We start from the raw sequence: 14272 nt of genomic DNA on the forward strand, positions 1-14272 counted from the left end.
GCGGATGCCGCCGCGGCCGAGGATCGTCGCCGCCGTCGGGAAGTCCGGGCCGGGAACGATCTCCATCAGCTCGGCGACCGTCATGTCGGGCCTGTCGATCAGCGCGATCGCGGCGTCGATCACCTCGCCGAGGTTGTGCGGCGGAATGTTCGTCGCCATGCCGACGGCGATGCCGCCGGCGCCGTTGACGAGAAGGTTGGGGAAGCGCGCCGGAAGGACGGTCGGCTCGCTTTCCTTGCCGTCATAGTTCGGCTGGAAGTCGACAGTGCCTTCATCGATGTCCTCGAGCAGCGCGAGGGCCGGCTTCGCGAGGCGCGACTCGGTGTAACGCATGGCCGCCGGCGGATCGTCGTCGACCGAGCCGAAATTGCCCTGCCCGTCGACGAGCATGAGCCGCATCGAGAAAGGCTGCGCCATGCGCACCAGCGCGTCATAGATCGCGGCGTCGCCGTGCGGGTGGTATTTACCCATCACGTCGCCGACGATGCGCGCCGATTTCACGTAAGGCTTGTCAGGCGTGTGGCCGTTCTCGTTCATCGAGAACAGAATGCGACGATGCACGGGCTTCAGGCCGTCGCGCACATCGGGCAGCGCGCGGGAGACGATCACGCTCATCGCGTAATCGAGATAGCTGCGCTTCATCTCGTCGGCGATGGAGACCGGCTTGATGTCGGACCCGTGCTTTTCGGCGGTCCCTGCGCTTTCTCGGTTGCGGGCGGCGGGGCGAAGGCTTCCACCTCCTCAACCTCATCAAGCTCCTCCATCGCCATGCTCGGCGCGGCGGGCGCGGGCGCCGCCGGGATGGGACGCGGCGCGTTGGGCTCGAGGAGCTCCGGCTCCAGAAGCGCGATCTCAGGCTCGGCGACGCGCGCCTGCTCCGTCTCCACGATCAGCGGTTCGACGATGCTATCCGCAACGGCCGCCGCGGCGGCTCCAGCGCTGCGGGTGCGCATGACGCGCGAAACGTTGACAGGCGGGGGCGCCGGTTCTTCCGACGTGCGACGCATCTTCGCGGCGAGCTTCTTGAGAGCCGACGCGGGCTCCTCGGCGTCATTGGCGGGCGCAGCCCCCACGGAGGACGGCGTCGCCTTCGGCTCTTCCGCGTTGCGCGAACGCAGCGCCGCGATCTTGCCCATCAGGCCGCCCACGGCGGATATGGAGTTCTCCTTCGCGTAGGGTTCCGCCTTTGGACCGGCGGCGACCAGCGCGGGTTCTTCGAGTATTTCCGGCTTCGGCGCAGGCGCGTCCTTTTTGGCCAGGCGGGCGTGGAGCGTCGGCAACAAGCGCGCGAAAAGCGAGGGGGCGGCTTCCGCGGCGGAAGCAGCCTCTGCGGCGACCGGGCTCGGTTCTGCGAGGATTTCCGGCTTGGGCGCAGGCGCATCCTTCTTGGTGAAGCGGGCGTGCAGCGTCGGCAGCAAGCGCGCAAAGAGCGAAGGAGCCGCTTGCGCCTCGTCCGCGACAGTCGCCGGCGTCTCCGGCGCACGGCGAGCCTCCGGCGTCCGCTCGATCCGCGCAGGGGCGGCCATCGTCTCGGCCTGAGCCTCGTCGCCCTTCTCGGCCTCACGACGGCGCTTGATCAACGCATAGAGCGCCAGAGCGCCGACGCCGAACGCCGCCGGGTAGAAGAGCTTCGAAATGAGATCAGACGATTCGCCCGGCGCGCTCGCCTCGGCTGCCGGCGCCGCCGGCGCCGTCTTGGCGGTGACGTCGCGCGTCAGGAGATCCGCGGCGGCGTAAGGCGCCGTCTTGTCCGTTGCGGCGTCGAATTCCTCGTACGTCTTGCCGCGATCGAAAACGATCGTGTCGGCGAGCGCCGCCGCTTCGTCCTTGAGTCGGGCGGCCGCTTCGGCGCCGTCCGCAAGGCCGATCTTGATCGCGCCCTGGCGACCAAGCGCCCAGGCCTCGCAGTTGAAAAACTTGTCGAGGCCGCTCTGATCGTTCTGCGTCGAGATGTTCACGCAGCCCGCGAGACGATGCTTCTCGTTGAGCGCCGGCGGCGATAGCCAGCCGTCGAGCGCGACGGGCGGCTGGCCGGCGCGCGCACGCTGGGCGTTGACTTCAGGAAGGCTCGCCTGGAACGCGCAAAAAAGCTTCTCGGGCTGAAGCTGCTCGGCGTCGCCCGTCTTGACGTAGCCGTCGTCGAGAAGTTCGACCGGCGCGAGCCATTCGAGCTTGCCGCCGGCGGGCGCCACCATGCCCTGCACGCCCGGGCGCCATTCGAGACCGGCTTCCTGGGCGAGCTTGCGCGCCGTCTCCAGCGGAAGGAAGACGCGGCCGGCCGGCAGCCACATGGTCGCGCGGTCGCCGATGCGCACTTCAACCGGGCCGACGAGCCCCTCGGAGAGGAGCGCGGAGATTTTGGCGGCGGCAGCGGCCTGCGCCGCGGCTGAGTCTGCGGATGCGGCTTCCGCCATCGGCTGCTGCGCCTCGGTTCCCGGTTCTGCGGCAAGCTGCGCGGCGGCTGGCGCCGGCTCAGGCGCGAGCGAACGCAGTTTCGGCACGAGGGTTGGGGCGGGCGCATCGCCCTGCAGGTAAGCCACATTCCCGGCGAAGGGCGCGGGCGCCTTGAGCGCGCCGAGAGCCTTGCGCGGGAGATTGACGCTCATGATCGGCGGGCCGATCGGCGCCGGCTCCACAATGGCGGGGGCTTCGGCGACGGCAGGCTGCTGGGCGGGCGCGGGTTGCGGGACTTCGCCCTGCCCGTCGACAGGCGCCGGAACCGGGGCGCCCCCGGCAAGTTCGGGCGCAGCGGGAGGGGTCGCCTCGGCGACGGGAACGGCGGGAACGGCCGGCGCTTCCGCCACCGGAGCGGCGGGCGTCTCCGCGGGAGCAGGTTGCTGGGCAGCCTCGGTCGCCGGCGGAATCTCAGGGGCGGCGGCGGGCGGCGCTTCCGCGACCGGCTGCGCGTCGGCAGGCTTGGGAGCCTCGGCCACGGGCTGCGGCGGCGCCTCGACGGGCTTGGGCGCTTCCGCGACAGAGGCCGGCGCGGGCGCGGGCGGCTGAGCGGGCGCAGCCTCCTTCACCGGCGCGGGCGCGGGCTTCGCGGCGACGGCCGGCTCTGCGGGTTTCGCTGGCTTGGCGGCCTGAGCGGCGGCGCCCTTCACCGGCCTCAAAGGCGGCATTTCGTAGATGACGTCCTGCGCGGTGTGCGACGACATGGGCGCCATCTCGTAGATGACGTCGCCGCCGCCCGTTTGATTGCGGCCGTCGCGCGCCCATCCTTGTGTCGGCACAAGGGACAATGCGGCGAGCAAGGCGACGCTCGACGCGACAACAGGCGGTTTGGAAAACGACATCGACCACTCCACGCGCATGCACGACAGGCACGGCGTAAAGCTTTGGCGGTCGATACTGAAAAAACCGCTATTTCTCAGTCGCGCGAAAAAGGAAACGCATCATCAGCGTTAATGCGCGGTTTATACGCCCTGAGGCGATCACCGAAATTCTTTCATACAAAACGAGCGCATTCCCTGGCCTTCGTCACGTCGATGGAGCGACAATGGCGGCGGAGGCCGCGATTTTTCCCGAGTTCCAGGCCTGTGCCTTTAGCGGGCGCGGCATCTTCGCCTGCCGTCGGCCGGTTGCGCGCTATCTGCGTTTAAAGGGCGCTTTCGACTACGACGCAGTGGAGGCGCGGTCGCGCAGCGGCACAAGGCCGGATTGGATGCTCAAGGCGTTCTTACACAAAATCGGGGTCGCCCTCTCCAACTATCTCATGCAGGAAGTCGGGAGCGACCCTTTGACGACGCCGACCGACATGGCGGAGCTGAAGAGGTGCCTAAAGCCTGGCGATGTGATCTTGATTGAAGGATCAACCCGCGTCTCCGGGCCAATCAAATATCTCACCCAGTCGACGTGGTCGCACGCTGCGTTGTTTGTCGGCGCGCTCAAGGGCCGTCAGGAAGCTGACGGAGAGCCGCATGTGCTCGTCGAGGCCGATCTCGTCGCGGGCGTTCGTTCGTCGCCTTTATCCAATTACGCAGGGGCTTCTACCCGCATCTGCCGTCCGCTCAGCATTCGCGACGAAGACCTGGCCGCACTCATCGCCTTTACCGTTGAGCGCATCGGGTGTCGCTACGATTTGCATAACCTTTTCGATCTGCTGCGCTACCTGATGCCGACTCCGCCAATTCCTTCCCGCCTGCGTCGCCGGTTCATTTCGATCGGCGCGGCGTCGCCTACCCAGGCGCTGTGTTCGACCTTGCTGGCGCAAGCGTTCCAGGCAATCAATTACCCAATCCTGCCGACCGTTGAACGCATCGACGATGAAATAGCTTCATCGCGCCTGCATCGCCGTGTCGTTCGGGAGATTCTCCATATCCGCAACTCGGCGCTCTATGTGCCGCGCGATTTCGACATCTCGCCCTATTTCGAGATCGTAAAGCCCACGATCGAAAAGGGTTTCGATTACAAGCATCTGACCTGGACGCAAGATACTCGGACGCGTGGAATGCAATAACGGGGGACGACCGCAGTTTTTCTAGGGCGCGCTCGCCTGGATGACGAGGTTTGGTTCGTGAAAACGATGAGCGCTATGCTCGCACGCTCGAAGGACTCCACGTCATAGCATTTGCCTGCTTCGCGCCGCCGTCGCCGATATGATCCAGTTGCGCAATAGCCTTAGGGCAATGCGAGTTGCGCCGGATCGGCCGGCTTCAATTCGACGCTTTCCCCACAGCCGCAAGCCGAGGTCTGGTTCGGATTTTCGAAGACGAAGCTCGACGAGAACTTGTCGTTCTTCACGTCCATGGTCGTACCCAGCAAATACAGCACCGCCTTGGAGTCGACGATCACCCGGCCGCCCTCGAAGTCGATGACTTCGTCGCCCATTTGCGGCTCGGAGATCTCCATTTTGTAGGACATGCCGGCGCAGCCGCCCTTCTCGACCGAAACGCGCAAGCCGGCGCCCGCGACCGCGTTGGCCAGCAGGCCGCTCACGCGCACTGCGGCGGCGGGGCTCACGGTCATCACGCTCATCTTCGGCAAAGCCATTTCTCTTCTTCCTCAGTAGTTCGCCCAAAGACCGGGCGACGCCAACTCCACAAGGTGGTTGTCCGGGTCGCGAAAATAAAGGCTCTCGCCGCCGCGCGGCCATTTCATCGTCGCTTCGATCTCCACGCCGCATTCGGCGAGGCGCGCCTTCCATGCGGGCAGTTCGTCGGCCTCCACGGCGAAGGCCAGATGCATCGGCCCTGCCCCGTCATGAGGCGGGATTCGGCCGCCCGGCAATTCGACCAGCTCCAGTGTTCCACCCTGCTTGAACAGGAGCAGCACGCTCGCCGGTCCGCAATCCAACGCCCACATGCGGCTGTCCTGCGCCATGGGGGCGAGGCCCAAAGTCTCGCCGTAGAACCGCCCCGCCCTATCGAGGTCCGCGACATAGAGGGCGGTCTCAAGAACCTTCGGCTTCAACTGCGGAGCAAACATGACAACACGCCGCGCCGGTTTGGCGCCTTTCGCTCACCACATGTCGAGCGCGACGCGGGCCTCGTCGGACATGCGGCTTTGATCCCAGGGGGGCGTGAACACCATATTCACCTTGACGTCGCTGACGCCCGGCACGGCGCTCACCGCGTTCTTCACCCATATGGGCATTTCGCCGGCCACGGGACAGCCGGGCGCGGTCAGCGTCATGTCGATTTCGACGACGCCATCGTCCGAAACGTCGATGCGGTAGACGAGCCCCAGCTCGTAAATATCCGCCGGGATTTCCGGATCGTAGACCGTCTTCAGCGCCTTGATCACGTCATTCGTCAGGCGCTCGTTCTCGGCCGCCTCGAGGGTGACGTCGTCTTGCGCCACGACTTCCGTTTCGCTTGTCTTGACAGCGTCGGTCATCAGCACGTGAACCTCCTCACGCGAAAAGTTTTTGAGCTTTTAGCAAGGCCTCTGCCAGGCCGATCGATTTCGCGCGGGTGTTATAAAGCGCGAAGGACGCGCGGCAACTGGAGGTCTGGCCGAACTGGGCGAGGAGCGGCATGGCGCAATGGGTGCCGGCGCGCACGGCGACGCCGGAGCGGTCGATCACCGTGGCGACGTCATGCGCATGGGCGTTGTCGAGATTGAAGGCGACGATGGGCCCCTTGTCGGGCGCGCGCCCGTAGATGTGAATCCCCTCGAGGCTCGAGAGCACCGCATGCGCATAATGCGTCAGATCCGCCTCATGGGCGCGAATGGCGGCGCGTCCGACGCTCTCCATATAGTCGAGCGCCGCGCCGAGCCCCACCGCCTGCGCGATCGGCGGCGTTCCGGCCTCGAAGCGCTGCGGCGGCGTGTTATAGGTGACGCTCTCGCGCGTGACGGTCTCGATCATCTCGCCGCCGCCGCAGAAGGGCGGCAGGCTCTCGAGCCATTTCCGCTTGCCGTAGAGCGCGCCAATGCCCGTTGGGCCATAGAGCTTGTGGCCGGTGACGACGTAAAAATCCACGTCCAGCGCCCGCACGTCCACATCGAGATGCACGGCGCCTTGCGACCCGTCGACGAGAACCGGAACCCCATGCGCATGCGCGATGCGCGTGACCTCGGCGATCGGCGTCGGCCAGGCCACCACATTCGACATATGCGTCAGCGCCACGATCTTCGTGCGCGCCGTGAAGAGCTTCTCAAAGTCTTCCAGCGCGAAGCGCCCGTCCGCGTCCACCTCGATCCATTTCAGCACCGCGCCTTTGCGCTCGCGCAGATAATGCCAGGGCACGATGTTGGAGTGATGCTCCATCACCGACAGAATGATCTCGTCGCCCTCGCCGACATGCGCCAGGCCATAGGACGCGGCGACCAGATTGATGGCCTCCGTCGCCCCTCGCGTGAAAATGATCTCGTCGGTCGACTCCGCATTGAGGAAGCGCCGCACGCTCTCGCGCGCGCCCTCATAGGCCTCCGTCGACGCATTGGCGAGATAGTGCAGGCCGCGATGCACATTGGCGTATTCATGCTCGTAAAAGCGCGTCAGCCGATCGATCACCTGACGCGGCTTTTGCGCCGAGGCGGCGTTGTCCAGATAGATGAGCGGCTTGCCGTAAGGCTCTTCCGCAAGGATCGGAAAATCCTTGCGCAGGGCCGCAATGTCGAAGAGCGGCGCGCCCGCGACCGCGCCCAGGGGCATGTTCATGGCGCGCTCCCGCTTGCTTCCGCCGGAATCCGGCGCGGGGCGAGCCAGGCCGACACGCGCGCCGCCAGCGCCTCGCGCAGCGGCTCCGGCTCCAATTGAGCGAAGGCCTCATTGGCGAAGCCTTCGATGAGCAGCGCCTCGGCCTGCGCCTTGGGGATGCCGCGCGCCGTCAGATAGAAGAGCTGATCGGCGTCGAGACGCCCGCAGGTCGCGCCATGGCCGCAGGCCACGTCGTCGGCGAAAATCTCGAGCTCCGGCTTGTTGTTCATCGTCGCCGTGTCCGAAAGCAGCAGCGCCTTCGACTGCATCGAACCGTCCGTCTTCTGCGCCTCGCGCGCCACGCTGATCTTGCCCTGGAACACGCCCGTCGCCGTGTCGTCGACGATCGAGCGGAACGCCTCTCGGCTCTCGCCTTGCGGCGCCAGATGCTCGACCACGAGCGTCGTGTCGGAAAAGCTCGCGCCGCGCAGCAGCGAGGCCCCGTTGAAGCGCACCCGCGCCTTCGCGCCTGTGAGCTTGGCGAAGATCTGCCGGCGCAACAAGCCGCCGCCCTCGATGAGGCTGAAGGAGTCGAGCGAAGCGTCTTCCGCGAGCGTCGCGACAAGGCTCATGACGCTGGCCGCGCCGTCCGCGCGCGCCTCGCTGATGAGACAATGCTCGACCTTCGCGCCCGCGCCGAGCGCCAAAATCAGAAGGTCGTTCTCGAAGCCGCCCGTCTCCGCGCCGGCCGCCGCATGCTCGACGATCGAAACCCGCGCGCCCGCCCCGACCACGATGAGCGAGCGCGTCACCGAAAGCCCCGCGCCCGAGAAGCGGCGCAATAGCGAGAGCGGCGCCGTGATCTCGGCCCCCGGCGGGATGATGAGCGCCACGCCATCCGTCATGAGCGCGCCATTGAGCGCGATGGCGGGATCCTCGATGCGGGGCGCCAGCGCCGCAAGCGCGTCTTCGTCGAGTCGCTGCAGGGCTTCGCTGAGCGAGAGCCGCGTCACGCCCGCGGGCGGCGTCTCGGTCTCGACGAGGCCCGCCGTCGCTGTGGGCGAAAAGTCGCGCAGCGCGCCGCGCAGATCCGTGTAGTGCCAGCTCTCGAGGCGCCGATTGGGCAAGCCGTCGCGCAGGAAGGCGAGCCAGCTGCGTTCGCGCAGATCCGGCGCGCCCGCGGTCTTCTTCTGCTCGAACAAGGAGGCGAAGGCGGCTTCGGTCGCGGAAAGGGCTGGGTTCGCCATGGTCACGCCGCCTCGCCGATGTAATCCTTATAGCCGCTCTCCTCCAATTCGAGAGCGAGCTGCGGACCGCCGCTGCGCTGGATGCGGCCCTTCGCCATCACATGCACCGTGTCCGGTTTGATGTAATCGAGCAGGCGCTGATAATGGGTGATGACGAGGAAGCTGCGCTTCTTGTCGCGCAACGCGTTGACGCCTTCCGACACGACGCGCAAGGCGTCGATGTCGAGGCCCGAGTCCGTCTCGTCGAATATGCCGAGCGAGGGCTCGAGCAGCGCCATCTGCAGAATGTCCATGCGCTTCTTCTCGCCGCCCGAGAAGCCGCTGTTCAAGGGACGGCGCAGCATTTCCTTGCCCACGCCAAGCTTGGCGGCGGCGTCATTGACGCGCTTCATGAGATCGGGGGTCTGCAGCTCCTCCTCGCCGCGGGCGCGTCGCTGCGCGTTGAGCGCGGCCTTCAGGAAGGTCATCGTCGCGACGCCCGGGATCTCGACCGGATATTGAAAGGCCAGAAAAACCCCCTTGGCCGCGCGCTCCCAAGGCGCAAGCTCGAGCAGGCTCAAGCCGTCGAGCCGGATCTCGCCTTGCGTGACCTCATAGCCCTCGCGTCCGGAGATGACATAAGACAGCGTGGACTTGCCCGTGCCGTTCGGACCCATGATGGCGGCCACCTCGCCGTCATGCACCGTGAGGTCCAATCCGTCCAAAATCTTGCGCTCGCCGATCGAGACGTGGAGGTTTTTGATTTCCAGCATGTCAAATCCCAGTTTGGCCTTACGGTGCAGGCGAGAGCCTCACCCAACGCTTCCTTCGAGCGAGATCGAGATCAGCTTTTGCGCCTCGACCGCGAACTCCATCGGCAGCTGCTGCAGCACGTCGCGCACAAAGCCGTTGACGATCAGCGCCGTCGCTTCTTCCGCCGACAGCCCGCGCTGCATGGCGTAGAAAAGCTGATCCTCGCTGATCTTCGAGGTCGTCGCCTCGTGCTCGATTGCGCGCTGGGGTTCTTGCTTTCGATATAGGGAACGGTGTGCGCGCCGCAGATCGCCGATCAGCAGGCTGTCGCAATTGGTGAAGTTGCGCGCGCCTTCGGCCTTGCGATGCGCCGAGATCTGCCCGCGATAGGTGTTCTGCGAGCGCCCCGCCGATATGCCCTTGGAGATGACCCGGCTCTTGGTGTTCTTCCCCAGGTGGATCATCTTCGTGCCGCTGTCGACCTGCTGGTACCGTTCGACACCGCGATCGAGTAGAACTCGCCCTGCGAGCCATCGCCGCGCAGCATGCAGGACGGATATTTCCACGTGATCGCCGAGCCGGTCTCCACCTGCGTCCAGCTGATATGCGAGTTCTTGCCGCGGCAATCGCCGCGCTTCGTCACGAAATTATAGATGCCGCCCTTGCCCTCGCTGTCGCCGGGATACCAGTTCTGCACCGTCGAATATTTGATCTCGGCGTCGTCCAGCGCGACGAGCTCGACGACCGCCGCGTGCAGCTGGTTCTCGTCGCGCTTGGGCGCCGTGCAGCCTTCGAGATAGCTCACATAGGAGCCTTCGTCCGCGATGATCAGCGTGCGCTCGAACTGCCCCGGTGTTCTTCTCATTGATGCGGAAATAGGTCGACAGCTCCATCGGGCAGCGCACGCCCTTCGGCACATAGACGAAGGAGCCGTCCGAAAGACGGCGGAGTTGAGCGTCGCGAAGAAATTGTCGGTGACCGGCACGACCGAGCCGAGATATTTCTTCACCAGCTCGGGATGCTCGCGCACCGCCTCCGAGATCGGGCAGAAGATCACCCCCGCCTTCGCCAGCTCCTCCTTGAAGGTCGTCGCCACCGATACGCTGTCGAAGACCGCGTCGACCGCGACCTTGCGCGTCTCGACGCCCGCGAGAATCTCCTGCTCGCGCAAGGGAATGCCGAGCTTCTCATAAGTGCGCAGCAGCTCGGGATCGACCTCCTCGAGCGTCGCCGGACCCGGCGACGACTTCGGCGCCGAGTAATAATAGAGATCCTGGTAGTCGATCGGCGGATGCTCGACGCGCGCCCAGCGCGGCTCATCCATCGTCAGCCAGCGGCGATAGGCCGCAAGACGCCACTCCGTCAGCCACTCCGGCTCGTTCTTCTTCGCCGAAATAAACCGGACGATCTCTTCCGACAGCCCTTTCGGCGCCTTCTCCGACTCAATATCGGTGACGAAGCCGTATTTATAGGCGTCGACGTCTATCGACTCGACGACGTCCACGGTCTCCTTCAGAGCCGCCATCTTTTTCGTCTCCTCGTCACATCTTGCGCTGCGGCAAGCGCCCCGGACCCCAATGGCCCCCCAAGCTTGTGTGAGGAAAAGAACAAAAAATCCGCGCCGCTTGTTTGGAATGTCGTCTCGATTCGGCCAATCGCCTGGGTGGCGTCGCAGACGAGGAGGCCGCCGGCCGCATGGACCCGCTCCGCCGCCTCCCGCACAGGCTGAATCACGCCCGTCTCGTTATTTACGGCCTGCAGCGCGAGCACGATGCGCTTGCCGGCATGACGCGCCAGCGCCGAATCCAGCGCCGGGAGCGACAGCGCGCCCTCGGGCGTCAACGCCACGCGCTCGACCGCCCCGGAGGGGAATCGATGGCCGGCGAGAACCGCCGGATGCTCCCCCGCGCCGATCAGCAAGACCTCCATCGGCGCCGTTTCCTTGCCGCGTTGCAGCATCGGCGTCAGGACGAGATTCGCCGCCTCGGTCGCGCCGCTGGTGAAGACGACGTTGCGCGCCGCTGTCCCCAGCCCGCGCGCGATGGTCGCCCGCGCCTGCTCCAGAATCGCCTTGGCCGCCCGCCCCTCGGCGTGGACCGAGGAGGCGTTCCCCGGCGCCTCCATGGCGGCGAGCATCGCCGCCCGCGCCTCCGGACGCAGCGGTGATGTGGCGTTGTGGTCGAGATAGATGCGGGATTTTGACATGAGGCAGATTTACTCCCTCTCCCCGCTTGCGGGGAGAGGGTTTAGACTGCTGACAAATTCCCGAGGCGGCCCCGTCCTTCGAGACGCAAGCTTCGCTCGCCCTCAGGATGAGGCCTAAGTGTTGGACGGAGAAAGAAGAAGCCCCTCATGCCGAGGAGCCTTCTCAAGTCGGGCTTGCCCGACTTGAGCACTTGAAGGGCGATCTCGGGCAAGCCCGAGATCGCAACAGGGTCTCGAAGCGCGAGGGGCGCCATCCCTATTCTGTCAGTTGTCTGGTTTTAAGGCCGCGCGGTCTTCGCCAGTCGAGCCAGGTTCACGAACTCGGCGCGATAGCCGAACGGGTCGTCCCCCTTCGCGCCCTTGGCCAGCGCGATCACGTCGTCATAGTCGTATTTGCCAAGGTAAGGCGCGCCCTTCAGCAACTGCCCGAAGGCCGCGACCGCGATCGAAAAGCGCACGTCATCCGTCGCAGCCGCGAGCTTCTCCACCGCCTGCGCCCCGCCGATCGGCGCCGAGAGTAGCTTCGACTCGTCTTCCTTGGGCAGCTTGTAGCGCAGCTTGAAGAAGCCCAGTTCCCCATCCGCCCCGCCAGCGGCTTCGGCGGTCTTCTTGCCGTAACGCAGGTCGTCGACGAGCTGCTTTTCGCCCGCAGGCGTGATCTCGTAGATCGCCGTCACCCGATGGCCCGAGCCGACATCGCCCGCATCGACCTTGTCGTTGTTGAAATCCTCGCGGCGCAGCGCGCGGGTCTCATAGCCGATCAGCCGATATTCCGAGACGCGCGCGGGGTTCCATTCGACCTGGATCTTTACGTCCTTGGCGATGGGAAAGAGCGTGGACGACGCCTCCTCGACCAGCACCTTTCGCGCCTCGTTGAGATTGTCGACATAGGCCGCAGTCCCATTGCCGTTCTGGGCGAGCGTCTGCATCAGCGCGTCGTTGTAATTCCCCTGCCCGACGCCCAGGATGGAGAGGAAGATCCCCTTGTCGCGCTTGCGTTCGATCAGGCCCTTCAGTTCGCCCTGATCCGTCACGCCAACATTGAAGTCGCCATCCGTGGAGAGGATCACGCGATTGACGGCGGCCTTGTCGAAATTCTCCTCCGCCAGACGATAGGCGTCCTGAATCCCTTGCGCGCCAGCCGTCGAGCCGCCTGCGCCGAGGGCGTCGATGGCCGCGATGATCTTGCCCTTGTCGGCGATCTTCGTCGGCTCCAGGGCGACGCCTGAACCTGACGCGTAAGTGACGAGCGCCACCGTATCCTCGGGCTTCAGCTCGTCGACCAGCATGCGCAGCGCGTTCTTCACGAGCGGCAGCTTGTCCTCCGACGACATGGAGCCGGAGACGTCAACGAGGAACACAAGATTGGCCCGCGGCCGCTGGGCGCTTTGCAGCGCATAGCCTTGCACGGCGACATGCACGAGCCTGTTATGCGCGTTCCAGGGCGACGGCGCGACGGTGATCGTCGGCTTGAAGGGAGCGTCCGCGCTCTCGGGCTGCGGGTAGTTGTAGGGGAAATAGTTGATGAACTCCTCGACCCGCACGGCGTCCTTCGGCGGCAATTGCCCGCCGTTGATCATGCGGCGCGCGAAGGCATAGGACGCGGTGTCGACGTCGATGGAGAAGGTCGAGACCGGCTCCTGCGCGACTTGCTTGACGGGATTGATGTCCTTCGAGTCGAACTTGTCGCGGAACTCCTTTTCGGCGACGGGCGGCAACATGTCCGCCGAATCCTGCAGAGCGGGCGCGCGCGTCATGAGGCCGTTGGCGCCCATCCGCGCCGCCTCTTTCGATTTGGCGAGCGGCGGCGCGGAGGCGGGCATGGCGACATTCGCGACCCGCTCCGCTTTCTTGTCCTCCTGCCGCGCCATCTTTGCTGGCCTCGCGGGAGAAGCAGGCGCATTCGCGGCGGAACCGACCTGTCCCCCGCCGACCGGGCCGCCTATCTGCGGCGGCGCTAAGCCCAGCCTTCCTCTCACAGTTCCCCAATGATCATTCACGCCCGGCGCCGGGGCCGGAGCGGCAGGCGCTTGTGCAGCGACGACCGCATCCTGCTTGCTTTCCTCACGCAAAGACGGCGCGGGAGCAGAGCCTGCGGAAGCATTTCCTTCGTCCGCGCCGTTGCTGGAGACGGAGAGCGAACTCCCGCCACCCGGCGCATTGAATTTCGAGAGATAAAACGCCGCCGGCGCGGCGATCATCAGCGCGGCGATGGAGGCTGCGAGGCCGTAATTGAACTGAGAAACGCGCATGGTCTTTTTCCCTTCCGTTCGAGACGATGCGTCTCTCAGACGGACGGGTGCGTCGGTTCCTTGGGTCTCGCTCTCGCTTTTTTTCTCCGGGTCATCGAAAGCGGCCATGGCGGCCGCGAGCGCCGCGCGCTTCGCCGCGTCGCGGGGCGACGGGACGCCTTTCAGGCGCGTGAAGTCGGGCTCGGTCATCACACCGCCTCCAGCGAAATCTTCAGCCGCTTGCGCGCTTCGTGCAGATGCCAGGACACGGTCTTCTCCGAACAGCCCATGAGCGTCGCCGCCTCGCCATGCGACATGTCCTCGCCATAAACGAGGAGCACCGCGTCGCGCTGCTGTTCCGGGAGGCGGCGCACGGCGCGCCAGAGTTCGTCATTCATCGCGGCGTCCTCCGGCGTCTCGCAATCGGCGCGCTCGCTCAGCTCCGCCATCTGCGCGGGCGAGAAGGCGACCACTTTGCTTCTTGCGCGGATGTGATCCACGGCGGTCGTGTAGGCGATGCGGAAGAGCCAGGTCGCGAATGCCGACTCTCCCCTGAAAGCCCTGATCGCCCCCGCCATCTTCACCATCGTATCCTGTGCGATGTCCTCGGCCTCGGCGCGCGCGCCCGACCAGCGCCAGGCGAGCGCATGCACGCGGTCGTAATGGCGCTCGGCCAGGGCCGCGAAAGCCCCGCGATCGCCTGCCGCCGCGCGCTGCGCCAATTCGCTGTCGGTGTCCTGGCTCGCCAAGCCGCCCCCGGATGTTCAGCC

Annotated in this window: 11 protein-coding genes and 2 pseudogenes; 1 reads left to right on the plus strand and 12 read right to left on the minus strand. The window is 65.7% G+C overall.

Annotated features, from left to right (window positions below):
* Both ACPFMJ_RS03265 and ACPFMJ_RS03270 read right to left on the minus strand, forming a co-directional pair.
* Window positions 1-642 (minus strand): annotated as a pseudogene (locus ACPFMJ_RS03265) (DNA gyrase subunit A); the annotation flags it as partial.
* Entirely contained in the window at window positions 639-3296 is a 2658-nt protein-coding gene (locus tag ACPFMJ_RS03270) for a DUF2167 domain-containing protein (RefSeq protein WP_424362440.1), read from the minus strand. The gene ACPFMJ_RS03270 and the pseudogene ACPFMJ_RS03265, both read right to left, overlap by 4 nt.
* 461 nt (window positions 3297-3757) lie before the next feature.
* On the opposite strand from ACPFMJ_RS03270, the gene ACPFMJ_RS03275 reads away from it, so the two are divergent.
* Window positions 3758-4459, plus strand: a complete 702-nt coding sequence (locus tag ACPFMJ_RS03275; protein ID WP_424362441.1) for a YiiX/YebB-like N1pC/P60 family cysteine hydrolase — start codon at window positions 3758-3760, stop codon at window positions 4457-4459.
* A 161-nt stretch (window positions 4460-4620) separates the two neighbouring features.
* Here the strand turns inward: ACPFMJ_RS03275 and ACPFMJ_RS03280 are convergent, their stop codons facing one another.
* The 10 genes and pseudogenes from ACPFMJ_RS03280 to ACPFMJ_RS03325 all read right to left on the minus strand — a co-directional run bounded on the left by ACPFMJ_RS03280 (window position 4621) and on the right by ACPFMJ_RS03325 (window position 14251).
* The gene (locus ACPFMJ_RS03280) at window positions 4621-4992 is read right to left on the minus strand and encodes a HesB/IscA family protein (protein WP_424362442.1); all 372 of its coding nucleotides are present in this window, start codon (window positions 4990-4992) and stop codon (window positions 4621-4623) included.
* Between the two features lie 12 nt (window positions 4993-5004).
* Window positions 5005-5427, minus strand: coding sequence for a VOC family protein (locus tag ACPFMJ_RS03285; RefSeq protein ID WP_424362443.1), 423 nt, complete (start codon window positions 5425-5427; stop codon window positions 5005-5007).
* Between the two features lie 33 nt (window positions 5428-5460).
* Window positions 5461-5838: an SUF system Fe-S cluster assembly protein gene (locus tag ACPFMJ_RS03290; protein ID WP_424362444.1), complete on the minus strand. Its 378-nt coding sequence runs from the start codon at window positions 5836-5838 to the stop codon at window positions 5461-5463.
* 16 nt (window positions 5839-5854) lie between these two features.
* Window positions 5855-7108 (minus strand): cysteine desulfurase, encoded by a 1254-nt coding sequence (locus ACPFMJ_RS03295; protein ID WP_424362445.1) that lies wholly within the window; start codon window positions 7106-7108, stop codon window positions 5855-5857.
* On the minus strand, window positions 7105-8334 hold the full coding sequence (gene sufD / locus ACPFMJ_RS03300) for a Fe-S cluster assembly protein SufD (protein ID WP_085770676.1): 1230 nt from the start codon (window positions 8332-8334) through the stop codon (window positions 7105-7107). Before sufD ends, ACPFMJ_RS03295 begins: the two co-directional genes overlap by 4 nt.
* Window positions 8335-8336: 2 nt before the next feature.
* On the minus strand, window positions 8337-9086 hold the full coding sequence (gene sufC, locus ACPFMJ_RS03305) for a Fe-S cluster assembly ATPase SufC (protein WP_424362446.1): 750 nt from the start codon (window positions 9084-9086) through the stop codon (window positions 8337-8339).
* Window positions 9087-9125: 39 nt separating this feature from the next.
* A pseudogene (gene sufB / locus ACPFMJ_RS03310) lies at window positions 9126-10591 on the minus strand (Fe-S cluster assembly protein SufB).
* On the minus strand, window positions 10579-11271 hold the full coding sequence (locus tag ACPFMJ_RS03315; protein WP_424362447.1) for a cysteine desulfurase family protein: 693 nt from the start codon (window positions 11269-11271) through the stop codon (window positions 10579-10581). Before ACPFMJ_RS03315 ends, sufB begins: the two are co-directional and overlap by 13 nt.
* 278 nt (window positions 11272-11549) lie before the next feature.
* A complete protein-coding gene (locus ACPFMJ_RS03320; RefSeq protein ID WP_424362448.1) occupies window positions 11550-13712 on the minus strand; it encodes a vWA domain-containing protein in 2163 nt (720 codons plus the stop codon).
* Window positions 13712-14251 (minus strand): RNA polymerase sigma factor, encoded by a 540-nt coding sequence (locus ACPFMJ_RS03325; RefSeq protein ID WP_424362449.1) that lies wholly within the window; start codon window positions 14249-14251, stop codon window positions 13712-13714. Before ACPFMJ_RS03325 ends, ACPFMJ_RS03320 begins: the two co-directional genes overlap by 1 nt.
* Window positions 14252-14272 lie beyond the last annotated feature (21 nt).

It is taken from the genome of Methylocystis parvus, from assembly GCF_049675845.1.
GTDB classification, from domain to species: domain Bacteria; phylum Pseudomonadota; class Alphaproteobacteria; order Rhizobiales; family Beijerinckiaceae; genus Methylocystis; species Methylocystis parvus_A.

Excerpts from the sequence above, each read along its gene's own strand:
- ACPFMJ_RS03270 (WP_424362440.1), bottom strand. The coding sequence starts at position 3,296 with ATGTCGTTTTCCAAACCGCCTGTTGTCGCGTCGAGCGTCGCCTTGCTC.
- ACPFMJ_RS03275 (WP_424362441.1), top strand. The coding sequence starts at position 3,758 with ATGGCGGAGCTGAAGAGGTGCCTAAAGCCTGGCGATGTGATCTTGATT.
- ACPFMJ_RS03280 (WP_424362442.1), bottom strand. The coding sequence starts at position 4,992 with ATGGCTTTGCCGAAGATGAGCGTGATGACCGTGAGCCCCGCCGCCGCA.
- ACPFMJ_RS03285 (WP_424362443.1), bottom strand. The coding sequence starts at position 5,427 with ATGTTTGCTCCGCAGTTGAAGCCGAAGGTTCTTGAGACCGCCCTCTAT.
- ACPFMJ_RS03290 (WP_424362444.1), bottom strand. The coding sequence starts at position 5,838 with ATGACCGACGCTGTCAAGACAAGCGAAACGGAAGTCGTGGCGCAAGAC.
- ACPFMJ_RS03295 (WP_424362445.1), bottom strand. The coding sequence starts at position 7,108 with ATGAACATGCCCCTGGGCGCGGTCGCGGGCGCGCCGCTCTTCGACATT.
- sufD (WP_085770676.1), bottom strand. The coding sequence starts at position 8,334 with ATGGCGAACCCAGCCCTTTCCGCGACCGAAGCCGCCTTCGCCTCCTTG.
- sufC (WP_424362446.1), bottom strand. The coding sequence starts at position 9,086 with ATGCTGGAAATCAAAAACCTCCACGTCTCGATCGGCGAGCGCAAGATT.
- ACPFMJ_RS03315 (WP_424362447.1), bottom strand. The coding sequence starts at position 11,271 with ATGTCAAAATCCCGCATCTATCTCGACCACAACGCCACATCACCGCTG.
- ACPFMJ_RS03320 (WP_424362448.1), bottom strand. The coding sequence starts at position 13,712 with ATGACCGAGCCCGACTTCACGCGCCTGAAAGGCGTCCCGTCGCCCCGC.